The 21,820-nt window shown below is 50.4% G+C and carries 22 protein-coding genes; 13 read left to right on the top strand and 9 right to left on the bottom strand.

The annotated features are described in order from the left end of the window. Positions 1 to 5: 5 nt before the first annotated feature. Together HWI92_RS09075 and HWI92_RS09080 are read right to left on the bottom strand one after the other, a co-directional pair. The gene (locus HWI92_RS09075; RefSeq protein ID WP_204664418.1) at positions 6 to 614 is read right to left on the bottom strand and encodes a YceI family protein; all 609 of its coding nucleotides are present in this window, start codon (positions 612 to 614) and stop codon (positions 6 to 8) included. A gap of 54 nt (positions 615 to 668) precedes the next feature. After that, positions 669 to 1,121, bottom strand: a complete 453-nt coding sequence (locus HWI92_RS09080) for a MarR family winged helix-turn-helix transcriptional regulator (RefSeq protein ID WP_204662956.1) — start codon at positions 1,119 to 1,121, stop codon at positions 669 to 671. A 135-nt stretch (positions 1,122 to 1,256) separates the two neighbouring features. Here HWI92_RS09080 and HWI92_RS09085 point away from each other — a divergent pair, with 135 nt between their 5' ends. Genes HWI92_RS09085 through HWI92_RS09095 form a run of 3 tightly spaced genes read left to right on the top strand, consistent with a single transcriptional unit; the run spans position 1,257 to position 4,439 of the window. After that, entirely contained in the window at positions 1,257 to 1,841 is a 585-nt protein-coding gene (locus HWI92_RS09085) for a Maf family protein (protein WP_204662958.1), read from the top strand. Between the two features lie 21 nt (positions 1,842 to 1,862). Beyond that, a complete protein-coding gene (locus tag HWI92_RS09090) occupies positions 1,863 to 3,368 on the top strand; it encodes an alpha-amylase family glycosyl hydrolase (protein WP_204662960.1) in 1,506 nt (501 codons plus the stop codon). 57 nt (positions 3,369 to 3,425) lie between these two features. After that, entirely contained in the window at positions 3,426 to 4,439 is a 1,014-nt protein-coding gene (locus HWI92_RS09095; RefSeq protein WP_204662962.1) for an SMP-30/gluconolactonase/LRE family protein, read from the top strand. Positions 4,440 to 4,441: 2 nt separating this feature from the next. Here HWI92_RS09095 and HWI92_RS09100 read toward each other — a convergent pair whose 3' ends face one another. Continuing rightward, positions 4,442 to 4,957 carry a hypothetical protein gene (locus HWI92_RS09100; RefSeq protein ID WP_204662964.1) on the bottom strand — a complete coding sequence of 172 codons (516 nt, stop codon included), beginning with the start codon at positions 4,955 to 4,957 and terminating at the stop codon, positions 4,442 to 4,444. After that, the gene (locus HWI92_RS09105; RefSeq protein ID WP_204662966.1) at positions 4,957 to 5,475 is read right to left on the bottom strand and encodes a putative outer membrane beta-barrel protein; all 519 of its coding nucleotides are present in this window, start codon (positions 5,473 to 5,475) and stop codon (positions 4,957 to 4,959) included. The genes HWI92_RS09100 and HWI92_RS09105 overlap by 1 nt, the downstream gene beginning before the upstream one ends. 255 nt (positions 5,476 to 5,730) lie before the next feature. Here HWI92_RS09105 and HWI92_RS09110 point away from each other — a divergent pair, with 255 nt between their 5' ends. Continuing rightward, a complete protein-coding gene (locus HWI92_RS09110; protein WP_204662968.1) occupies positions 5,731 to 6,231 on the top strand; it encodes a GtrA family protein in 501 nt (166 codons plus the stop codon). A 2-nt stretch (positions 6,232 to 6,233) separates the two neighbouring features. Here HWI92_RS09110 and HWI92_RS09115 read toward each other — a convergent pair whose 3' ends face one another. The 4 genes from HWI92_RS09115 to HWI92_RS09130 all read right to left on the bottom strand — a co-directional run bounded on the left by HWI92_RS09115 (position 6,234) and on the right by HWI92_RS09130 (position 9,701). Further along, positions 6,234 to 7,418: an acetyl-CoA C-acyltransferase gene (locus tag HWI92_RS09115; RefSeq protein ID WP_204662970.1), complete on the bottom strand. Its 1,185-nt coding sequence runs from the start codon at positions 7,416 to 7,418 to the stop codon at positions 6,234 to 6,236. 57 nt (positions 7,419 to 7,475) lie between these two features. Further along, positions 7,476 to 7,727 carry a DUF6814 family protein gene (locus tag HWI92_RS09120; RefSeq protein ID WP_204662972.1) on the bottom strand — a complete coding sequence of 84 codons (252 nt, stop codon included), beginning with the start codon at positions 7,725 to 7,727 and terminating at the stop codon, positions 7,476 to 7,478. Positions 7,728 to 7,741: 14 nt separating this feature from the next. Further along, the gene (locus HWI92_RS09125) at positions 7,742 to 9,277 is read right to left on the bottom strand and encodes an MFS transporter (protein ID WP_204662974.1); all 1,536 of its coding nucleotides are present in this window, start codon (positions 9,275 to 9,277) and stop codon (positions 7,742 to 7,744) included. Positions 9,278 to 9,410: 133 nt separating this feature from the next. Beyond that, positions 9,411 to 9,701, bottom strand: a complete 291-nt coding sequence (locus tag HWI92_RS09130) for a hypothetical protein (protein ID WP_204662976.1) — start codon at positions 9,699 to 9,701, stop codon at positions 9,411 to 9,413. Between the two features lie 215 nt (positions 9,702 to 9,916). Between HWI92_RS09130 and HWI92_RS09135 the strand changes: the two genes are divergently transcribed. The 8 genes from HWI92_RS09135 to HWI92_RS09170 all read left to right on the top strand — a co-directional run bounded on the left by HWI92_RS09135 (position 9,917) and on the right by HWI92_RS09170 (position 19,340). Next, positions 9,917 to 10,633, top strand: a complete 717-nt coding sequence (locus tag HWI92_RS09135; protein ID WP_204662978.1) for a carbohydrate-binding family 9-like protein — start codon at positions 9,917 to 9,919, stop codon at positions 10,631 to 10,633. A gap of 34 nt (positions 10,634 to 10,667) precedes the next feature. Then, a complete protein-coding gene (locus tag HWI92_RS09140) occupies positions 10,668 to 11,768 on the top strand; it encodes a lactonase family protein (protein WP_229249192.1) in 1,101 nt (366 codons plus the stop codon). 272 nt (positions 11,769 to 12,040) lie between these two features. Beyond that, positions 12,041 to 13,255, top strand: coding sequence for an aminotransferase class V-fold PLP-dependent enzyme (locus HWI92_RS09145; RefSeq protein WP_204662980.1), 1,215 nt, complete (start codon positions 12,041 to 12,043; stop codon positions 13,253 to 13,255). Positions 13,256 to 13,300: 45 nt separating this feature from the next. Continuing rightward, positions 13,301 to 14,551 (top strand): amidohydrolase/deacetylase family metallohydrolase, encoded by a 1,251-nt coding sequence (locus HWI92_RS09150; protein ID WP_204662982.1) that lies wholly within the window; start codon positions 13,301 to 13,303, stop codon positions 14,549 to 14,551. Positions 14,552 to 15,073: 522 nt separating this feature from the next. Continuing rightward, positions 15,074 to 16,807 (top strand): PQQ-dependent sugar dehydrogenase, encoded by a 1,734-nt coding sequence (locus tag HWI92_RS09155; protein ID WP_204662984.1) that lies wholly within the window; start codon positions 15,074 to 15,076, stop codon positions 16,805 to 16,807. A 119-nt stretch (positions 16,808 to 16,926) separates the two neighbouring features. After that, positions 16,927 to 17,355: a c-type cytochrome gene (locus tag HWI92_RS09160; protein ID WP_204662986.1), complete on the top strand. Its 429-nt coding sequence runs from the start codon at positions 16,927 to 16,929 to the stop codon at positions 17,353 to 17,355. An 18-nt stretch (positions 17,356 to 17,373) separates the two neighbouring features. Further along, a complete protein-coding gene (locus tag HWI92_RS09165; RefSeq protein WP_204662987.1) occupies positions 17,374 to 18,855 on the top strand; it encodes a PQQ-dependent sugar dehydrogenase in 1,482 nt (493 codons plus the stop codon). A 26-nt stretch (positions 18,856 to 18,881) separates the two neighbouring features. Further along, complete coding sequence (locus tag HWI92_RS09170; protein WP_204664422.1) at positions 18,882 to 19,340, top strand: RidA family protein; 459 nt, start codon at positions 18,882 to 18,884, stop codon at positions 19,338 to 19,340. 521 nt (positions 19,341 to 19,861) lie between these two features. Here the strand turns inward: HWI92_RS09170 and HWI92_RS09175 are convergent. Beyond that, complete coding sequence (locus tag HWI92_RS09175) at positions 19,862 to 20,524, bottom strand: DUF6134 family protein (RefSeq protein ID WP_204662989.1); 663 nt, start codon at positions 20,522 to 20,524, stop codon at positions 19,862 to 19,864. Between the two features lie 444 nt (positions 20,525 to 20,968). Between HWI92_RS09175 and HWI92_RS09180 the strand changes: the two genes are divergently transcribed. Further along, positions 20,969 to 21,586 (top strand): RNA polymerase sigma factor, encoded by a 618-nt coding sequence (locus HWI92_RS09180; RefSeq protein WP_204662991.1) that lies wholly within the window; start codon positions 20,969 to 20,971, stop codon positions 21,584 to 21,586. Positions 21,587 to 21,820 lie beyond the last annotated feature (234 nt).

Below are 21,820 nucleotides of genomic sequence, written 5' to 3' on the forward strand. Positions count from 1 at the left end.
GGCGATTATTTTCCTGCTACCAGCTTTACGTCGATGGTAAAGTCGTCGTGGATCATTTTGTCACCCAGGTTTTCAAAAAACGACTTCGAGTTGTATTTGATGTCGTATTTGGAACGGTCAACCGTGATGGTACCCGTTGCTTCCGCACCGTTTGCTGTATTTTTCACAGTTACGGGGAAAGTCACAGGCTTGGTAATGCCTTTGATCGTCAGGTCTCCGGTTACATCGTATACGCCGGCCGTTTTTGGAGTTGCTTTGGTCACCACGAACGTTGCAGTCGGGTGTTTTTCAACCGAAAAGAAATCTTCGGATTTCAGGTGACCGATCAGTTTTGCATTGTATTCCTTATCTGTAAGGTCGGTGCACGTAATGCTGTTCAGGTCTGCAGTGAATTTACCGCCTGTTAGTTTGTTGCCGTCCATGACAATGGTACCTTCTTTCAGGGCGATTTTGCCGGTATGCTCACCAGTTACTTTTTTGCCCAGCCAGGTGAGCTCACTTTTAGAGGTATTTACTTTGAGGTTGGTAGCCTTGCCTTTATCGTCTGCTGATGCAGCGCCGGATACAAAAAGTGCAACCGCCAGAGCAGCAACAAAGGATTTCACTGATTTCACTGTAGTTTTCATCTTAAATTGAATTGATTGTTTTATTGAGTTAAAAAATATGGGTTAATGCTCACGAAGCTGGTCGAGTATGTCGCTCATCCGGTTGGCATCCTCCTCTGAAAGGATGTTGAAACGGTTCTCCCAGGCTGCTACCGGCGGATCGAGCTTTTCGAGCAGGCTCAATCCTTCCTGTGTAATGACCACGTCTACTGCCCGGCGGTCATTGGCGCAGGAAGTACGCTCGGCCAGGCCTTTTGCCAGCAGCTTATCCACCAGCCGGGAAGTATTGGAGCTCTTGTCCAGCATGCGCTCGGTGATCTCGCTTACCTTGATCGGATTGGACTGCTGGCCTCTTAAAATCCGCAGTACATTATATTGCTGACCGGAAATATCATGTTCCCTGAAAATTTCCGATTGCTTATATTCGAGCCATTTGCAGGTATACACAAAATTGATCGCCAGACGCTGAAACGGGCTTCGAAATTTTTTCTGTTTGATATCAGTTTCTATGGACATGGTATTGATGCTAAAATATACCGATGTATGTACATTTAATGTTATAACATCAATTGGATCCGGAATGGTTCATTGCTGGTGAAAATATTTTACGAATCTCTGCCAACTTGCTTTCTGCTGCTTTTTTTTAGGTCAATGATTACTTTAAACAAACCACTTGTACTCGCCTCAAACTCGCCCAGGCGCCGCCAGCTGCTTTCGGAGGCTGGATTTACGTTCCGTACCGAGGTGCTCCCCACTGATGAGCACTTTCCTGGCAGTCTGCCGCCGGGCGATGTGGCTGCCTATATTGCCGCCCGGAAAGCGGAGGCATTCCGGGGATTGTACCCGGAGGCGCTCATCCTGACCGCCGACACCGTGGTACTTGCAGACAGCCATGTCCTGGGCAAGCCTGCTGATGAAGCAGACGCAGCGCGGATGCTCGGCATGCTCTCGGGGAGCCGGCATGAAGTAGTCACAGCAGTCAGCCTGCTTGCCGGCGACCGCATCGAAACGGTATCTGACGTGGCTGCTGTTTTCTTCCGGGAACTGTCCGATGCTGAAATATCTTACTATATTGAGCGCTACAAGCCCTTTGACAAGGCAGGCTCCTACGGTATCCAGGAGTGGATCGGCATGACGGGCATTACCCGTATTGAGGGGTCTTTTTACACCATCATGGGCCTGCCGGTACATACGGTTTACCAAATGTTAAAACCTTACTTTTCCGCTCCGGCCTAGCAGTACCGGCACACTACTTTCATGACAGCCTCCCGTTCCCGATTTGTGCCCCGTGTGTGTTACGAAATCTTCGTGCGCTCTTTCTGTGATTCCAACGAAGACGGGATCGGCGATCTGCCCGGGATTATCTCGCGCCTCGACTACCTGGCTGATCTTGGGATTGAGGCGATATGGCTTACGCCGGTTCATCCCTCGCCGAGCTACCACAAATACGATGTGACCGACTATTATGCCATTGAGCCGGAGTTTGGCACAATGGACGATTTCCGGACGCTGCTGCATGAGGCCCACGCCCGCGGGATCCACATTTATCTCGACCTGATTATCAATCATACCAGCACGCTCCATCCCTGGTTTTCGGAGGCGCGCAAGGGGACTGAAAATGCATTCCGCAACTTTTACTGGTGGATGACACCGGCCCTCATTGAAGAGCTGGGCATTTCCGTGAGGGAGACCTCCGACGACTCGCAGGTTGTATACCCCTGGCACGACAATCCGCAGGATCCTGAAAAGTACTACGGTTTGTTTTTCAAAGGCATGCCCGACCTTAATTTCCACTCGGCCGAGCTGAGAAGGGAGCTTGAAAAAATCATCAGCTTCTGGCTCAATGATATTGGTGTGGACGGCTTCCGCCTGGATGCGGCCAGGCACATTTTCCCGGATTGGGAAAAAGATCTCAGTGCCAGGTTCTGGGAATATTTTGCAGGCATCATCCGGGCAACCCGGCCCGGGGCATTTACGGTGGCCGAAGTGTGGGCGGAAAATGACGAGGTAGCTCCTTACTTCCGGTACCTGGATGCTACTTTTCACTTCGAACTCAGCTTTTTATTGCAGCGCGTCCTGATCCAGGAACACGATGAAATGCTCATTGAACGCCTGCTCGACAGCTACCGCCTTTTTGAAAAGTATAATCCCCTGTTTATTGATGCGATCATGCTCACCAATCACGACCAGGATCGGATCGGCAGTGTTGTGCAGAATAGTCAGGCCAAGATCAAGCTGGCCGCCAGTATACTGCTCACTTTGCCGGGCCAGCCGTACATTTATTATGGTGAAGAAATCGGCATGCTGGGTACCAAGCCCGATCCATACATCCGGGAGCCGTTTATCTGGACGGAGCAGGAGCATGATCCCGAAAAGACGCACTGGATTGACGCGCAATTTTCGACGGCACATACCGTAGTGCCCCTTTCCGTGCAGGCACAGGACCCGCAATCGGTGTATTATCATTATAAAACATTGATTCACCTGCGTAAGCAAGAGCCTGCCCTGCACCAGATTTTTGCACCCAACCTGCAAAGGATCTGCCTGCACGACGATCAGCTACTGGCCTACCTTCGCCCCCATCCCGAGCGAGCGGTTGTAATCATCCACAATCTCTCCGGGTATACCAAACCGCTCATAATCCCTGGCCACCTGCAGGCTTTTTCCACAATCCTTTTTTCTACGGACCCTGACCATCAGGGAATACTAGCACATGCCGAACTGGCACCCTATGCCTCGCTCATTCTGGCAGTACGCCCCTGAGTGACCGTCAGAGTAGGTATGGCTGCCATGTCCGCTTTTCAGATAAAAACGAAACTTATGAGACCCATCCGGCTTGGTATACTCCTGCTCCTCTTTTTTCCCGCAGCACTTTTTGCTCAGAAAACGTATCCCACCATGGGGCAGGTTGTTTATGAGGATGCGTCTTTTGAAAAACTACTGCCCAAAACCTCCCGCGTGGAAGTGATTGCCACGGGGTTCCAATGGTGTGAAGGACCAGCGTGGGTGAAAAATGGCGGATACCTGCTCTTCTCGGACGTACCGGAAAACAAGGTTTATAAATGGGATGAAAAATCAGGTCTTTCGGTTTTCCTGCAACCTTCGGGTTATACCGGGCGCGGCGTGTACAGCGATGAGCCGGGCAGTAACGGATTGCTGATCGATAAGCTGGGAAGATTGGTCTCGTGCGAGCACGGCGACCGGCGTATTTCGGCCATGCCGCTGGAAAAAGGTGGTAAGATAACCCTTGCCGGCAATTTCGAGGGAAAACGTTTTAACAGTCCCAATGATGTGGAAGAACACCCGGTTTCGGGCTTGTTGTACTTCACCGATCCGCCTTACGGATTGAGCAAAAAGCAGGATGATACCTCGCGCGAGATGAAGGAATTCGGCGTATACCGCATTGAAGCCGATGGCAGGGTAACCCGGCAGATCGCAGACCTCACGCGACCCAATGGTCTTGCATTCTCTCCCGATGGAAAGACATTGTACATAGCTCAGTCGGATCCGGAAAAAGCGGTTATTATGGCTTATCCCCTCGATGCAAAGGGAAATGCTGGTGCTGGCAGGCTGGTTTATGACGCGACGCCTCTAGTAAAGGCAGGCAAACAAGGCTTGCCGGACGGCCTGAAAGTAGACCGTGACGGTAACCTATGGTCGTCAGGACCCGGCGGATTACTGGTCCTGACCCCCGGCGGAAAATTACTTGGCCGGATCGAAATGGGTGCGCTCACTTCCAATTGTGCATGGGGCGACGACGGCTCCACCCTGTACCTCACCGTGGACGACTACGTATGCAGGATCAAAACCGCCACCAAAGGTGCCGGCTGGTAGGCTTACTTGTTGCGCTGCATACTTTTCAGCAAGTCCTCCACCTCACTTTTCACCGAAGCCCAGTTGTACTTTCCATTCCGGTAGATGCGGGTATAGGCACGGTAGAGCACAAGGCGGTCATCCGTAATTCGGTCAAGCTGACCGGCGATCGTTGACTTTCCGGATTTGTTTGCTGATTTGTATTCATCCAGCAGCAGGTCGTAACGTTTATCCAGAATGTCGATCTCAAACAATATGTCATCCCCCAGCTTATCCATTTCATCATACTGAGCTGCAAGGCGCTCCCCCGAGGCTGAATAATCCTGAGTACCCGAAGTGCGGTCGGCAGGCCGGCGGTCGTAGTCGCGCTGATAGGCATCCCGGTCATCCCGGGAAGTGCGGCTGTACCTGTCCGACCGGTAATTATCCGAGTAGGTGCCATTCCGCTGGTCGTAGCGGCGTTGCAGGGTTTGCGAGCACGAGAGCGCCGAGGCGGCAAGTATGCAAAGCAGGGCGAGGGTTTTTAGTGAGAAATTCATCAGAAGTTGTGTCTGAGCCCAATGCTCAGATTGGGGTTAAAGTAAAAGAACTTGGGAATAAATTCGAGGTAGCCCCCTCCTTCCACAAAGAAGGAAGCCGGCTTGTTGGCAAAGAAGAACTCCAACCCGGCAGTACCGGAAGGGCCAAGCGAAACATTGGTGGTATATACGGCCTTGATATCGCGGTTGGGATAGTACCGCCGCGAATTGACCTGCAGCCCCGGTCCTGCATACACGGTCATACGCTCGTTGAGTAGAGGCACATACCAGAGGTAAGTCGCGTTCACAGATACCCCTACGCTTCCCAGATCGTCATTGCTCACTTTATAGTTGTCTTTGCTTTTAAACAGACCTATGTACGTTCCCACAGACAGGTCAAGTGCATTGCGGTCGCCGTACTTGCGAATGCTGACCCCGATGGGCTCCCCTACTTCAAACCCGACGGCCCAGGTTTCGGGTTGGGCATAGGCTGAGAGGCCCGATAGTACAGCTGCGGCGATAAGGATCAGTTTTTTCATAAAATGGTTTTAAGCGAATAAGGAAGCCAGGCTGCCTTTCCGGCACGGTTTAAAAAAACAGTGCCATCCATATACGTTGTTTCATGAAAAAAGGCGGAAAACATGCGGGCGGAGAGAATCAGATACCGGCCCCAGCGCTCACTATCTCATTCCTTGTCTCATGACGGAATTAGGCCCGCAGCTTTGGTTCAGGATCATTTTCTTTCTAATATTGGGGCTGCATTCGCGTAGCATTTTCAACGATATCTCACACCGGTGGCCTTAAAGAAGGATAAGATTTTCAACTCCAAAGACCTTATTGCGTATTTTCTTGTTGCCGGTACTGGTGCTGTGATTCAGTTGGTTTCGAGTAGTTTGATTCAGGATTGGTTCGGAATTTCATGGAGCGATTCCATTATTCCGTCCTATATGGTAGGCTTTGTGGTCGGGTTTGTACTAACCAAGCTTTTTGCATTTGATGCCCGCCGCAGCAACCAGACAAGGCGTGAAATGATCAAGTTCTTTATGGTAGCGCTAATTTCGCTAGGGGTTACCAAGATCTTTACAGTAGGCTCGTTCGAGCTGGCGACCAGTTACTTTGGTCTGGGGATTTATGAAGTTAAAATTCCCTTTGCTAAAAAAGCGGTGAATGTTACCGAAATGGGCTCGTACCTGGTAGGTATGGGTTTCAGCTTTGTCAGCAATTATATTCTGCACAAAACCTTTACATTCAAAAGCACTGGCTTTTACAACCGCCTCAAAATCCTGATCCGGTAAGCTCAGAGCCGCTCCACAATTACGGCTGACGCGCCTCCGCCTCCATTACAGATCGTTGCCAGGCCGTACCTGCCGCGCTTTTGTTCCAACACCGATAGTAATGTGGTGATAATGCGCGCTCCCGAGGCGCCCAGCGGATGCCCGAGCGATACGGCACCTCCAAACAAATTGACGCGGTCGGCCGTGAGATCAAGTGCCTGCATGTAGGCGAGTACTATAACGGCAAATGCCTCATTGACCTCAAAAACATCCATATCTGCAAGCGTGAGACCTGCTTTTGCAAGCACCTTTTGTGTAGCAAGAACAGGAGTGGTTGTAAACCAGGCCGGCGCCTGCTCAGCATCCGCATAGGCCACAATGCGCGCCAGAGGCTGGACGCCGGCATTCAATGCTGCATTCCTGCCTGCCAGTATCAATGCTGCCGCGCCATCGTTGATGGTCGATGCATTGGCAGCCGTAATAGTACCAGATGGAGAAAATACAGGTTTCAGAAGCGGAATTTTCTCGAACTTGACTTTCTTGTATTCTTCGTCTTCGGTAATGCGCAGGGGCTCGCCTCCCCTGGCCTGTGGCACTTCCACCGGAACAATTTCACGATCAAAAAACCCGCTTTGTGTAGCCAGGGCGCTTCTCTGATAGGAAGTGATGGCAAACTCGTCCTGCTGCTCACGGGTAATGGAATACTTTTCAGCAGTTTTGTCGCCGCATACGCCCATCCCTACCTGATCGTACACGTCCGTAAGACCATCTTTCAGCAAACCGTCGACCAGCTCACCATTACCGTAAGCATAGCCGTTACGTGCTTTGGGCAGGTAATAGGGAATTTGTGACATGCTCTCCATACCACCCGCCACGACCACGCCTGCATCGCCCAGCTGAATGGCCTGGGCTCCCAATATCACGGCTTTCATTCCCGAGGCACATACCTTGTTGACCGTCGTACAAATCACGTTTTCAGACAGGCCGGCATACAGGGCAGCCTGGCGCGCAGGCGCCTGACCCAGGTTGGCGGACACTACGTTGCCCATGAACACCTCGTCAACAAGGCCATGATCAATCTGTGATTTCTGAAGCGCACCGGTGATGGCGGTTGCGCCAAGCCTGGCTGCATGTACAGTAGCGAGGCTACCACCGAAACTGCCGATCGGGGTACGGGCTGCGGAGAGGATAAAAACTTCTTCTTTCATAAATAAGGCCGGCCACAAAATGTGGACCGGATCAGCATGCTGTAAGAGCCCGTGGCTTTAAAGGTCGCCGGAGCTGTCGGGCAAATCGTCGTACTCACCCTTCCAGGCATAAAACCCGAAAATAACCAGGCCAGCGCAAATCGGAATGAAGATCAGGATGATGATCGACCACTGCAGCGCGGTATTCGTACGGGCGAAGCCGGCTGCTGCCGCCGAAATCTTGTCATTTGCCTGAATAAATAAAAACAGAATGATGACCGGACCCAGTATCATCCACAATAATCCAAGAAGCTTTTTTAAACCTTTCATTTTTTAAATCGTGTTTAATCGGTAACAGTTCTGTCAATACGGTTGTCGATGTACACTGCCCCGATGACCAGCGACAATGCAGCTATCCCGATCGGGTACCACAATCCTGATAATGGCGTGGAACCGCTGAACGATGACACCAGCGTGGCAATAAATGGCACCAGTCCGCCAAAAACACCATTGCCGATGTGGTACGGCAGCGACATGGATGTATACCGGATCTGGGTTGGGAAAAGCTCTACGAGGAATGCCGCAATCGGACCGTAAACCATGGTAACCAGCAGGACCTGGAAGAAAACCAGTGCAATGACCATCAGGTAGGTAGAACCGGAAAGTGTAATATCCCGGATCTGGGTCTGCGGCGCCGGTACGGGTGCCAGCACATCGTCCGTAATGGTGACAATGCCCGATTCCTTGTAAGTCATTCCGTTACGGAGTGTTTTGGTGACAGTAGTGGTAATGAGTGAGTCCTTCGTATCCTTGATCAAAACGCGCTCAACCACCGGCTCGGAAGTACTCAGCAACTGGGTGGCCTCCATTTCCCTTACATTGGTGGCATCAAGAAAGTACTGATAAATGGGCCGGTAAAAAAGCACACCAAGCGCCATACCCGTCAGCATAATCCATTTCCTGCCTACCTTATCGCTCCATGACCCGAAGATCACGAAAAAAGGAGTGGCAAAAAGGATTGCCCAAAGCAGAATGTAGCGCGATTCGTTGAAGTCGAGCTTGCAGGTATTTTCAAGAAATGACTGTGCATAAAACTGGCCGGTATACCATACCACACCCTGCCCCATCGTAGCACCGAAAAGTGCCAGCAATACCATTTTGAAATTCGCGCGTTTCTGAAAACTTTCTTTGAGCGGGTTGGCCGAGACTTTGCCCTCGGCTTTCAGCTTGGTAAAAACAGGCGACTCGTGCATTTTCATGCGGATGTAAATGGATACACCCACGAGCAGGATCGAAACCAGGAATGGGATACGCCACCCCCAGTCTGCAAAAGTGCCGGCCCCGAGTAAATTCTTGGTCAGTACAATTACACCGAGTGAAAGAAAAAGGCCCAGCGTGGCGGTAGTCTGGATCCAGCTGGTGTAGTAGCCACGCTTGCCTGCCGGTGCATGCTCGGCAACATAGGTAGCGGCACCTCCGTATTCTCCGCCGAGGGCAAGGCCTTGTACAAGCCTCAGGATCAGTACCAGTATAGGCGCGGCATACCCGATGCTGGAATAAGAAGGAATCAGTCCGATCAGAAAAGTGGAGCCGCCCATCAGTACGAGCGTGAGGAGGAAAGTATATTTCCGCCCGATCAGATCGCCCAGCCGGCCAAATACCAGCGCCCCGAACGGCCTGACAATGAATCCTGCCGCAAAAATGGCAAGGGTGTTGATCAATGCGGATGCACCTGCATCACTCGGAAAGAGCTGCTGACCGATGATGACGGCCAGGCTGCCGAAAATGTAGAAATCGTACCATTCAATGAGCGTACCGAGCGAGGATGCTGAAATAACCTGGGTAATGCTTTGTGCAGCTTTGTTTTCGGTGGGAAGCATTTGCGGGAGAAAGAAATCAGAACATTTTTGCTGAATAAGGCAAAAGACGGACTGCATTACTCATTCCTGCAAGCAAAAAGCCCCACGGCTTGTACCGCAGGGCTTTTAAAAAAACATCGTGTGATTACCGGATTCAGAAATCGTCTTCCTCGTCGTCTTCGTCCAGAAACTCCTCGTCTTTGAACACAGTAGGCTCTGCAACGTCAGTCACATCCTCGTCGAACTCGTCATTAACGCTTTCGTCAAGATCCTCGTCGAGGTCTTCGTCTTCATCCTCTTCATCATCTTCTTTGGAGACCAGATCTGGATCATCGGCTACTGAGCGGGTCTGCTGCGTATTCTGAGGATAATCAGGAAATACGGGCGGTTCAATGATCGGTTTGCTGGTATCCAGGATCGCGGGTTCTCCTCTTTCACGTGCCATGATAATATCAGTTTAAGGTTTTGAACTCTGTTTGCCCAAATGTAATAAATAATCATTCCAAACCGCCTAAACTAAGATTTAAGTGCGCGCGACCTGTGGAAAGCAGCCCGCTTTCTTTTGGTAAAATGTAAAAAGCTGATGAAATTGCCGGCACACGGAACCAGCCGCAGGGTAACTGTGGCTGCCGCCGACTTTCACATCCTAATCCCTGTAACATGCTCAGAACATTCCTGCTGTTGCTGCTCTCGGCAGCACTGGCGCACGCCCATCCCGACTCTACCCTGATTATCAGTAAAACGACTGACTTTACCATCAATGGTGAGGGAACGGCATCCAACTGGTCTGCTGCCAGATGGTTTGACATCACTGTACAAAAAGGCCCCCGCCAGCCCGCACCCGGCCGGCAGTTTACGACCAGAGTAAAGGTGATGTACTCCGGAAAAGGCATGTATTTTCTTTTTGATTGTGCCGACAAAAAACTCACAGCGACCATCATGGAAGATTATGGGGCATTGTACAACGAGGATGTCGTAGAGGTTTTTCTATGGCCTGATACGGCGGTACCCATTTACCTGGAATACGAAGTTTCGCCGCTGAACTACGAACTGCCTATTCTGGTACCCAATATCAACGGCCGTGCCCAAGGCTGGAAGCCCTGGAACTACAATGACCGCAACAGGGTACAGCACCAGACCAGTGTGCAGGGAGGACAAAAAAAGAGCATGGCGGCAGTAGATGGCTGGAAAGCCGAATTTTTTATACCCTATGCCCTGATGAACCCGATTGTAGGTCCCGCGCCCGTTTCAGGGACCAAATGGAGGGGCAACTTTTATCGCATCGATTACGACTCGGACCCGGCTTATTATTCGTGGCAAAAAACCGGGGGCAGCTTTCACGAGTTCAACAAGTTCGGCACGCTCATTTTTGAGTGACATGCCGCATCCATGATTTACTATATTTTACCACATGAAAAAAAGCGTCTTATCATTCATTTTCCTGCTGATTGCAGCCATGGGTTTTGCACAAAAACAAAAAGAAATCCTGTACGTGGGCACCTACACCCAAAAAGGGGAAGGTATTTATGTGTACGAGTTTGACCGCAGTAACCTTTCCTGGAAAGAACTTCAGGTACTGACGAACAAAAACAGCCCTTCGTTTCTTGAATTTCATCCCAGCAAAAAATTCATGTACTCGGCCAATGAAGGCAACAACACGGTATCGAGCTACACCATCGACCAGGCTACCGGCAAGCTGGCAGACCTGAACAGCAAGCCCGCACTCGGCCGCGGGCCCTGCCACGTGAGTGTGGACCCGAAAGGCCGGTTCCTGTACGTATCCAACTATGGCAGCGGTCAGCTGGGCGTGTACCTCCTCAATCCCGATGGCACGATCGGAGCAGTAGCGGACTCCATCCAGGACAAAGGCGGCCCCGGCCAGAAGCCGCACATGCACTCGGTTGTCCCCTCTGCAGACGGCAAGTACATTTATGCTTCGGACCTGGGCATTGACAAGATCATGATTTACTCCGTAGACCAGAAAACCGGAAAGCTCAGCCCGGCGGGTGTGCCTTATGTTGAGGTAAAGAAAGGCGACGGACCGCGCCACTTCGCCATCCATCCGAGCGGCAATTTCGGGTATTCGGCCTGTGAGCTGGGGTCGGTAGTCAATGCATTTAAAATCGTGAAAAACACCGGCGCGCTTGTCCCCCTTGAACGCGTAACCATGCTTCCGGAAGATTTCACGGGCAAAAGCTACGCCGCCGACATCCATTTTTCGCCGGACGGGAAGTTTCTGTATGCCTCCAATCGCGGACATGAAAGTCTGGCCATCTACGCGATAGATGCCCAGACCGGCAAAATGACGATCGCCGGTCATGCCGATACCCATGGCAAGCACCCGCGCAACTTTTTGGTCGATGCCAAAGGTGAGCTCGTGGTAGTAACCAACCGCGATAACGACAATGTGGTTTTTTTCAAAAGGAATGCAGCCGACGGACAGCTCACCTACACCGGTAAGGAAATCAGCATCCCTACTCCGGTTTGCGTGAAGCAACTATTTTTGAAGTAAACCCATTAAAAATTCGGTTTACAAAATCGTGGCAGCAGCTGTACGGCTGCTGCCACGCTGCTTTATCCCCGCTCAAAACCGGCTCTGAAAGCGGCCATTTATTAACTGCTCTTGCTTTCAACATCCCACCCCGGAATAAAAAACCCCATATCGCGTCATTTACCAAACTTTGTTTTTTAGTTTCGTTAAATGAAAAAAATTCCGTGGGCAAAAAGAGTATTAAAAACTATTTCCTGCATCCTTTATCTATCACATCATTCAGATCTACTATTATGATCAAGCGCAGAGATTTACTTAAACATTTGTCCACCTTCCCCCTCGTAGGCGGGTTTATAGGACAGGGTACCGTGCTCGAAACAGCAGCGAAACAGCCTGTCCGCAATATTGCCAAAGAACTGGGCATCCGTACTTTTATTAATGCTGCGGGTACCTACACGTTTATGACCGGCTCACTGATGCAGGACGAGGTGGTGGAAACCATCCAGGGCGCTTCAAAGGACTTTATGATCCTGGACGAGGTGCAAACCAAAGCCGGAGAAAAAATCGCTGCGCTCTGCCATGCCGAAGCAGCGGTTGTCACTGCAGGCTGCTTTTCGGCGCTGACCCTTGGCCTGGCCGGCGTGCTGACAGGCATGGACCAGAAAAAGGTGGAGGCGCTGCCGCACCTGGAAGGTACCGGCATGAAATCGGAAGTGATTATCCAGAAAGGACACGAGATCGGTTACTCGCACGCCCTGACGAATGCAGGCGTGAAGATCGTGTTTGTAGAAACCCTGGAAGAGCTTGAAAAGGCGATCAATGAGAAAACGGCTATGCTCTGGTTCCTGAACATCCAGTCGGACAAGGGCCAGATCAAGCATGAAAAATGGATCGAGATCGGCAAGAAAAACGGGATCCCTACCATGATCGATATGGCTGCGGACGTTCCGCCGGTTGAAAACCTATGGAGATTCAACGATATGGGCTTTGACCTGGTCTGTGTTTCGGGCGGAAAAGCCATGCGCGGACCTCAGAGCGCGGGTATCCTGATGGGTAAAAAACATTTGATCGAGGCTGCAAGGCTGAGCATGCCTCCCCGTGGCTCGACGATCGGACGAGGTATGAAAGTGAACAAGGAAGAAATCCTGGGCATGTACGTGGCGCTTGATAATTTTATCAAAATGGACCACAAAAAGGAATGGAAAACCTGGGAAGACCGCATTAACCACATCGCTTCGGCGGCCAAGAGCGTGGGCGGTGTGACTACCAGTGTGAGCGTTCCGGAGCTCGGCAACCATACGCCTACCCTCAAAGTATCGTGGGACCCGGCCAAGGTGAGCCTGCCCGTGAAAGTACTGCAGGAGTCGCTGCGGAATGGAAATCCGTCCATCGAGATCATGCCGGCCGAAAATAATTCGCTTACCATTACCGCCTGGATGATGAAATCAGGAGAAGAAAAAATCGTTGCAACCCGCCTGAAAGAAGAATTGTCCAAAGCAGTCGTTTAGACATAAAGTACCGGCTTTTCCTGAACCCCTATTTAGTTACCAGTAATGAAAATTAAATTTCTGATTACCCTGAGTCTCCTCAGCGTCAGCTTCTTCAGCGTCCAGGCTCAGACTTACAGCATTCTTATCAAGGGAGGCACCGTCATTGACCCGAAAAATAACCTCAATCAGGTGATGGATGTAGGGATTTTTGAGGGTAAAATCAAGAAAGTAGCCAAGGACATAGACCCGAAAGAAGCCCGCCAGGTGGTGGATGCCAAGGGTATGTATGTGACGCCCGGCCTGATTGACATCCACGGACACGTCTTTTTTGGAACGCAGGTAAACCATTACCTGAGTAACAGCTTCACGGCATTGCCGCCCGACGGCTTTACTTTCCGTGTGGGTGTAACGACCATCGTGGATGCGGGAGGAGCAGGCTGGACGAATTTTGACGACTTTAAGAACAATGTAATCTTCCATTCCAAAACCCGCGTGTTGTCTTTTATGAACATCGTGGGCAAAGGCATGAGCGGCGACCGCTTTGAGCAGGATACCACCGATATGGATCCTGGCCTGGCGGCTGCGGTGGCATTAAAGAACAAGAATGATGTGGTGGGCTTCAAGGTAGCGCACTTTATGGGTCCCGACTGGAAGCCCGTTGACAATGCAGTAAAAGCGGGTGAACTTGCAGGCATGCCGGTGATGGTGGACTTTGGTGGCAGCACGCCTCCCCTGCCGCTGGCCGACCTCTTCATGAAACACCTCCGTCCTGGCGATATTTTCACGCATGCCTACACCCTGCTGGAAGGCAATGTACGCGAAACCATTGTGGATGAGGCGACCGGGAAAGTAAAGCCATTTACCCTCGAAGCACGTAAGAAAGGAATTATATTCGATGTGGGTTACGGGGGCGCAAGCTTCAACTACTCACAGGCAATACCGGCTTTGAAGCAGGGCTTTTTTCCAAATACCATCAGTACCGACCTGCATACGGGCAGCATGAACGGCTCCATGAAGGATATGCTGAGCATCATGTCTAAGTTTTACAACATGGGCATGGACCTGCCTGCGGTGATCAGGGCAAGTACGTGGGAGCCGGCCAGGGTAATCAAGCGGGAAATGCTGGGTCATATTTCCGAGAATGCCATCGCCGACGTTGCAATCTTTTCCATGCGTAAGGGTAACTTCGGCTTTTATGACAAAACCGGGTATAAAGTAGAAGGAAAGGAAAAGCTCGAATGCGAAATGACCATCATGGGCGGAAAAATTGTCTACGACCTGAATGGGATTGCCAGGCCGATTTACTTGAAGTAAGGGGGAATTTTGAATGACCGAATGATTGAATGATTGAATGGTGAGTTAGCGAGTGAGTGAGTTAGCGAGTGAGCAACTACCAACCTTTGTCACCCTGAGCGGAGTCGAAGGGAGATGCGGCCACAACCAACCTTGTCACCCTGAGCGCACCGGTCCGCCGGCCGGTCGAAGGGAGATGCGGCCACAACCAACCTTGTCACCCTGAGCGCACCGGTCCGCCGGCCGGTCGAAGGGAGATGCGGCCACAACTAACCTTTGTCACCCTGAGCGCACCGGTTCGCCGGCCGGTCGAAGGGAGATGCGGCCACAAACAAATCCTTTGTCACCCTGAGCGGAGTCGAAGGGCAGATGCGGCAGGTACAGTGTCCTTCTTCCTATTGAAGCTGCAAATGTTTGAAATACGAAAGCATTTTATCTTTCCTTCGATCACCCGAAAGCCCGCTGCACTCATGGCAGCATATAAGGCCCTACCAGACATTTTGAACCGTCAATGACCAAAACTGATATTAAACCTAAACCTCTATGTTCAAAATAAGTAATAAATGGTCCACGCTTTTGATCCTTTGTGCGCTGGGTTTTACATCTGATTATCGGGAGGATCCTTTCAATACCAAAAACGGCGGACTGTTCCTGCCGGAAGGATTTGAAGCAACCGTGGTCGTGGACAGCCTTCCCGGCCGGGCGCGCCATATTGCTGTGAATGACAATGGCGATATTTATGTAAAAGCCCGTTTTGCGGATAAAGGCGAGTCGGTGATTGCGTTGCGTGATACCAACAAGGACGGACGTGCCGATATCATCAAGACCTTTGGCGGTGCCGCTAAGGAGCGAGCCTATGGTACGGCCATGCGCATTTACAATGGATACCTTTATTTCAGTTCCGAACTCGTGGTATATCGCTACAAGCTGACGCCCGGCGACCTGGTACCGCAAAGTAAGGAGGAGGTCATTCTCACCGACGACCATGCGCATGGTATGCACGAGCACATTGCAAAGCCTGTCACTTTTGATGATAAGGGTAATATGTATGTGCCTTTCGGTGCCAACTCCAATGCCTGCCAGGAGCAAAACCGCACGCCGGGCTCCAAGGGTATGGACCCCTGCTCGATCCTTGAAGATCATGGCGGTATCTGGAAATTCGATGCCAATAAACAGGGGCAGCTGCAGAAGGATGGAGTGAAGTTTGCGACCGGCCTCCGCAGCGTGGTAGGCATGGACTGGAACTTTGAAGATAACAACCTGTATGCATTGCAGCACGGCCGTGATGACCTGCTGCGCCTCTGGCCGCAGCTTTATAACGGCTGGCAGAGCGCTATGCTTCCTTCCGAAGAGTTTTTGCGTGTAAAACAAGGCTCGGATGCGGGGTGGCCTTACTGCTACTACGACCAGATGCTGAAACAAAAGGTGCTGAACCCTGAGTACGGCGGTGACGGCAAGATTGTAGGCCGCTGCGGAGTTTATGAAAAACCGATCATAGGCTTTCCGGGACACTGGGCTCCGAATGACCTGCTTTTTTATCGCGGTAATCAGCTGCCTGAGCACTATAAAAACGGTGCATTTATCGCATTTCACGGTTCCACCAACCGCGCGCCATATCCGCAGTCGAGCTACTTTATCGGGTTTGTACCATTTAAAAACGGCCAGGTAGCAGGCGAGTATGAGGTTTTTGCAGATGGTTTTACAGGAATTGATCCGGTTGTGAATGTCAGTGACGCCGTGTACCGTCCGATGGGCATCGCCATGGGACCGGATGGCTCTATTTACATTGCAGAAACGGAAAAAGGCAAGATCTGGAAGGTGACTTACAAAGGCAGCAAGGCGAAGTTTAACAAAGCTGCACTCGCGAAAATGGAGAAGAGGAAGCTCCTCTCGCACATCCGCACGCCGGACATTGTTAAAGATAACCTGGATAAAGACAAACCTGTGGCTGGCGGCAAGGTTTACAGTGTGTACTGCACGGCCTGCCACCAGCGGAATGGCATGGGCGACTCGCAGCGTTTTCCGCCGCTCGGAGGTTCGGAATGGGTCACGGGCGACAAGGACAGGCTCATAAAAGTACTTCTGAAAGGACTGGAAGGCCCGATAGAAGTCAAAGGACAGTCATACAACAATGTAATGCCCCAGCATAGCTTTCTGAAAGATGAAGAGATTTCCGAGGTGCTTACCCATATCAGGAGTAACTTCGGCAACAACGCCGGCCCCGTCACTACCGAGGAAGTTGCTAAGCTCCGCGGCTCGGAGGGTACTACGAATTGATGCTTTTCTCCTTCCAGCCCCGTTTAAGCGGATATTACTCTCCGGCAAATTGAGTATTCCTTTAAGTGGGCTGGAGGGAGAATGGCAAATAGGTTTCAATCACTTTTATTTTTTCCCGAATGCCTGTAACCAAACTCTTTTTTGCGGGACTGCTCGTTGGTTCCGGCTTGCTGCTGGCTTCATTCATGCCGTCTTCTCCCCACAACTTTATGCAGCAGGAACGCTGGAAAGCGCCGGCCTGGGCCGATACGCTGAAAAGTCCCTACCATGAAGAGCCGCTTACCCTGGCGCAGGGTGAAGAACTATTTACATTGTACTGTGCTTCCTGCCACGGCGACGGCGGTTATGGTGATGGTGCTGCCGGTGGCGCATTGGGGCAAAAACCTGCCAACTTCCACGATACGCTGGTGAAAAGCCAGACGGACGGCGCACTGTTCTGGAAACTCTCCAACGGGCGTGGGAACATGCCTCCTTTCAAGGACGTGTTTACCGATGAGCAGCGCTGGCAGCTGGTCGCTTACGTGCGGCATCTAGGCAAAACAGAATAAATCCTGAACCTACCGATCATGTTACCGAACAACCCATTTTTAAAAGCCGGATACACGGCCATTTTTTCGCTCGCACTATCCGTGAGTGCAATGGCTCAGCAGCGTGAAGTGACCACCAAAACGCCTGTCGCACTGCGTGACGATATTCAGATCGAGGAGTACATGAAAGTAGAACCCGAGGCCGTGCGCATCATCCGCCACCCGGTCACCGGCGAAATCTACTACACGACTTTCTTTGGGGATGTATTAAAAATTGTGATGGAAGACGGCAAGCCGGTCAGCAAAAAACTGCTGTCGGTGGAAGACCACGGTATTCCCCGCCTGCAGGGTGCGGCATTTCACGGCAATACCCTCTTCCTGGCAGGGAATGTCAGCGTAAACAACAATAAGGGCAACAAAGGCCGGATGGTACGCTATGAAATGAACACCGGTGCCGAAAAGCCCCTGATGACGGTCGTGTTCAATACCGTGGAATACGGCGCCAATAAGACGACGTTTGATCATGGCTGGAATGCACTGGAGATCAGTCTGGACGGCAAGTACATTTTTGTCAATACAGGTGCCCGTACCGACCACGGCGAGGTGCAGGATAATGATAACAATTACCCGAATGCACGTGACAACGGGTTGACAGCAAATATTTTTCGCTTCCCAATCCAGGCCAAAGACCTGCTGCTTGGCACAGACGCAGCCAAGCTGAAAGCCGACGGCTACCTCTATGCCGAGGGTATCCGGAATGCATACGACATGGCGTTTGACCCGAAAGGAAACCTGTTTGCCGTATCCAACTCCGGCGATTATGATCATCCCGAAGACATGTTCTGGGTGCGCAAGGGGCACCATTATGGGTTTCCATGGGTGATGGGCGGCATTGAAACCCCCCAGCAGTATCCCGACTACCAGCCCGATCCCGAAAAAGATCCTTTCCTGAGCAAGTTTGCATTTGCCTGGCTGATGAAGTACTTTCATAATGATCCCGATTTCCCGAAAAGACCGGCCGGGGTGACATTCACCCCATCCGTCCAGAATATGGGTCCTGACGCCAATGAGTACCGTGACCGGAAAACCGGGATAGTAATGGATGGTGACACCACCGGCGTAACCGTGGGAACTTTCAATGCACATTCCTCTCCGCTGGGATTGTTTTTTGACAACAATAAAGCATTGGGTAAAGACCTGACCGGAGATGGATTTGTGATTCGCTATACCGGCGGGCCGAGAAATGGCGTGACTAATCCAAGTCCGCTGCGCCGGCAGGGAAGAGACCTCCTCCACCTTGAACTCGCCTATGATAAGGCTGCCGACAATTACAAAGTAAAAACCACCCGCATCATTGACGGCTTTACGTCTCCTACCGATGCATTACTCGTTGACAATACGCTGTATATCATTGAGTACGGCGGAAAGCAGGGAGGCAACAAAGCTGGTGGAAGCATCTGGAAGATTACCATGCCGGCTGCGGATAAGATTGCGAAAAAGAGCAAAAAGAGTACCAAATAACCAATCAGTAATAACTTAAAAACAACATCATGTCAGAAAGAAGATCCATTCTTAAAAGACTGTTTGCCTCTGTGGCCGGGGTAGCAGGTATTGGGGCAGCATCCAAAGTAAAAGCTGAGGCTGCACCCGTGAAAGAAGTTGGTGAAGTGACTATGTACCAGGACGTACCCCTGTTTTCAGGACATACTAAGTTCAATAATCTGGTGTTTGTGGCTGGTAAAGGTGCGCACTTCGAGGGCGACATCACCGCTCACACCAAGCACGTGCTCGACGAACTGGAAAAAGAGCTGATCAAAGCCGGATCTTCCATGGAGAAAGTACTGAAATGCAGTGTTTTTCTGCACGACCTGAACGATTACAAAGCCATGAACGAAGCCTACAAAGGTCGTTTCGGCAGCAAGCCCCCCTGCCGCACCACGGTAGCAGTATACGGCGGCGTACCGGGTGACTCACTGGTTGAGATCGACTGTATTGCATACGTGTAGGATGCCGGTTAAAACCTGAGCATCCATCCCCATTATTTCCGAGGCCTCCGGCCGCAAGAGCATTGCAGATAGCCTGCAGGTTGTTGCGGCCGGAGGCCTTTTTTATTACGTGCGTGGCAACCTGAACACTCATCGAGTGCAACCCTCCTCCCTTGTCACCCTGAGCGGAGTCGAAGGGCCAATGCGGCCAACAAAAAAGTCTTCCAGCATCCTATGTTCAAAAAGTTTTTAGAAAGAAGGCGGCTTTGGGTGCCGCGTCTGCCCTTCGACTCCGCTCAGGGTGACAAGGAAGTGCTTAGGCTCACAACAAGTTGTCAAGAACATCGCGAACTCAGAGTGCCTCAGGTATCCAAAGCTGGGGCATAGTCGGGAAACTGGCTTTTTCCATTTTTGAAATCAAGTAAATGGTTGGAGTAATTACCTTACCACTAGGCTGATTGGTTTAATTAGCATTAAGCATTTGTCTATATCAGAGAACATTCTGCCGGCACAAAAGTTGGCTCTACGCCGGCAGATTGCTCCTAAATTGTACTTTTAAGAATGATGGTAATTTTTATCCCTCCAATTTTCGTTTGCATCTCTTTACAAGTATTACCGGTATAAAAATACTTACTCGTCCTACCATCAGGAGTAAAAACTACATACTGCCCTGCTCCAACCTTCTTGACCGGACACAACACTCCAAACCTTTCAGAATATACGTTTGTCATATTCATAGGTTCTTGAAGGTACAGACTTAAAATCGTCAGCTGTCCCGGATTAATACTGGCTACATCTTCGGTTTTCGTCTTTTTACTAGTTTGAGTGACCAGATAGTCAGTTACGTTAATTAACTCCGTTGTTGTTTTTTCTACAAGCTCGTCCCGAGAATAATTGTATGAATAAGCCGATTTCAGCTTATTTTTTACATACATATTTCCCATCATGCATTTACCGGAGGTCAGAAGAGTTTTGAATGAAGACTTCATCTGAAACTCCCTCGAACTCCCAGATATTTTACAAAACAACTCCATAGTCCCAATCTTCTTGCTTCCCAGCTTTACATCATAGGTATAAGTCTGCCCAGCTGACTGAACCGCAATACACAAGAAAGACATAATGCAGATAAGATTCCTAAGCTGTAAATGCGATTGATGCGAAAACCTCACTTCGCATTCGTTGTAATCTTGACGTAGATTTTTCATGGTATTAGTTTGAAGTGAAACTTAGTGCAATGAACATGATTGCGCATGTCCGATGGGCAAGATTCAATAGGTGTTCTCAGTTGATGGATTTTAGAACGGACTTTTCCTGAAGTACACAGCAGTTATCGATCGGTGGATAATTCTTAAGTACAAGTAGAATTAGAATCTATTGCCAGGCATTCAGTTAGAGGAGCAATGGTGCGAGTTCCTCAGTTTGTGTACGAAGTCACCATCAGGCATACGCAATGAACATCACTATGACCGTGTCAGGAACTTAGCTCAGTCGGCTTGAATGTAGCGGAATAAGTAACTTTGAACTATCTATATTTTATTTTGCAATGAGTTGTAATTCCAGCATTTTATTCTTTTCCAGAAAATAAAGTGCTTCTTAAATTTCAGTTTTACGGGATTTCAAGGTTACTTTGTTGCCTGACCCGATTAGAATTGAACAAGAGACAACGCATAGCCGAAGAGAATAATGTTCTTCTTGATCTCTGGCAGCAGGCCCAGGCAGGTGACAGCGTGGCTTTTTGCCAGCTCGCCGACAAGCAATACCGCACCTTATTCAATTACGCCACCAGCTTCACTTCCGACCGGGAGTTTATCAAAGACTCGATCCAGGAGCTATTAATCCATATCTGGGAGCGGCGGCAACATATTCAGATTCAGTTTGTCAGCATTTACTTTCTTCGGGCACTTCGCAATCAGCTCCTGCAGGAATTCCGCCGCAATAACCCTAATCAGTCCCTGCTGGATATCGAAGAAGCTGGTCAGATCTCGGATTATCAGACGATCGAAACGGAAATTGAACGTAAAGAGGCATACTCCGAGAACCAGGTGAAAGTACGGATGGCGATCGATGAACTGCCGCGCCGGCAAAAGGAGGCCGTTTTTCTCAAATATTTTGAAGGCATGGACAACGAGCAAATCGCTGATCTCATGCAGGTCAACCGGCAGTCGGTGGCCAACTTGCTCTTCAAAGCAATTTCTTCCCTGAAAACACAAATTCTGCCGATTAGCCAGCTGCTGGTCTTGCTCACTGCCTTCACGGTACTCAGCTAGTTGAATTCCATTCCTGCTTCTGATTGCTTACAGATCAATGTAAACTGGACATTTTTCCAAGTGTACATGTGCCGGAATTTAATCCGCAGCACAAAGCCTTCACCATCCCGCATGTTCCCCCGAGCACTTTCCCGATTAATCTTACTAGTCTCATATAGACCTTCCTGACCCTAAACAATCAGCATTCATGCGGTGAAAATAACGTTTCGTAAGCATAACAGTTTCGTACAGGAA

Source organism: Dyadobacter sandarakinus, assembly GCF_016894445.1.
Taxonomy (GTDB): domain Bacteria; phylum Bacteroidota; class Bacteroidia; order Cytophagales; family Spirosomataceae; genus Dyadobacter; species Dyadobacter sandarakinus.

Coding starts and splice junctions, on each gene's coding strand:
- HWI92_RS09175 (WP_204662989.1), bottom strand. CDS start 20,524: ATGAAAAATCTACGTCAAGATTACAACGAATGCGAAGTGAGGTTTTCG.
- HWI92_RS09105 (WP_204662966.1), bottom strand. CDS start 5,475: ATGAAAAAACTGATCCTTATCGCCGCAGCTGTACTATCGGGCCTCTCA.
- HWI92_RS09100 (WP_204662964.1), bottom strand. CDS start 4,957: ATGAATTTCTCACTAAAAACCCTCGCCCTGCTTTGCATACTTGCCGCC.
- HWI92_RS09150 (WP_204662982.1), top strand. CDS start 13,301: ATGAAAATTAAATTTCTGATTACCCTGAGTCTCCTCAGCGTCAGCTTC.
- HWI92_RS09145 (WP_204662980.1), top strand. CDS start 12,041: ATGATCAAGCGCAGAGATTTACTTAAACATTTGTCCACCTTCCCCCTC.
- HWI92_RS09125 (WP_204662974.1), bottom strand. CDS start 9,277: ATGCTTCCCACCGAAAACAAAGCTGCACAAAGCATTACCCAGGTTATT.
- HWI92_RS09140 (WP_229249192.1), top strand. CDS start 10,668: ATGAAAAAAAGCGTCTTATCATTCATTTTCCTGCTGATTGCAGCCATG.
- HWI92_RS09160 (WP_204662986.1), top strand. CDS start 16,927: ATGCCTGTAACCAAACTCTTTTTTGCGGGACTGCTCGTTGGTTCCGGC.
- HWI92_RS09090 (WP_204662960.1), top strand. CDS start 1,863: ATGACAGCCTCCCGTTCCCGATTTGTGCCCCGTGTGTGTTACGAAATC.
- HWI92_RS09135 (WP_204662978.1), top strand. CDS start 9,917: ATGCTCAGAACATTCCTGCTGTTGCTGCTCTCGGCAGCACTGGCGCAC.
- HWI92_RS09120 (WP_204662972.1), bottom strand. CDS start 7,727: ATGAAAGGTTTAAAAAAGCTTCTTGGATTATTGTGGATGATACTGGGT.
- HWI92_RS09085 (WP_204662958.1), top strand. CDS start 1,257: ATGATTACTTTAAACAAACCACTTGTACTCGCCTCAAACTCGCCCAGG.
- HWI92_RS09095 (WP_204662962.1), top strand. CDS start 3,426: ATGAGACCCATCCGGCTTGGTATACTCCTGCTCCTCTTTTTTCCCGCA.
- HWI92_RS09115 (WP_204662970.1), bottom strand. CDS start 7,418: ATGAAAGAAGAAGTTTTTATCCTCTCCGCAGCCCGTACCCCGATCGGC.
- HWI92_RS09130 (WP_204662976.1), bottom strand. CDS start 9,701: ATGGCACGTGAAAGAGGAGAACCCGCGATCCTGGATACCAGCAAACCG.
- HWI92_RS09080 (WP_204662956.1), bottom strand. CDS start 1,121: ATGTCCATAGAAACTGATATCAAACAGAAAAAATTTCGAAGCCCGTTT.
- HWI92_RS09165 (WP_204662987.1), top strand. CDS start 17,374: ATGTTACCGAACAACCCATTTTTAAAAGCCGGATACACGGCCATTTTT.
- HWI92_RS09155 (WP_204662984.1), top strand. CDS start 15,074: ATGTTCAAAATAAGTAATAAATGGTCCACGCTTTTGATCCTTTGTGCG.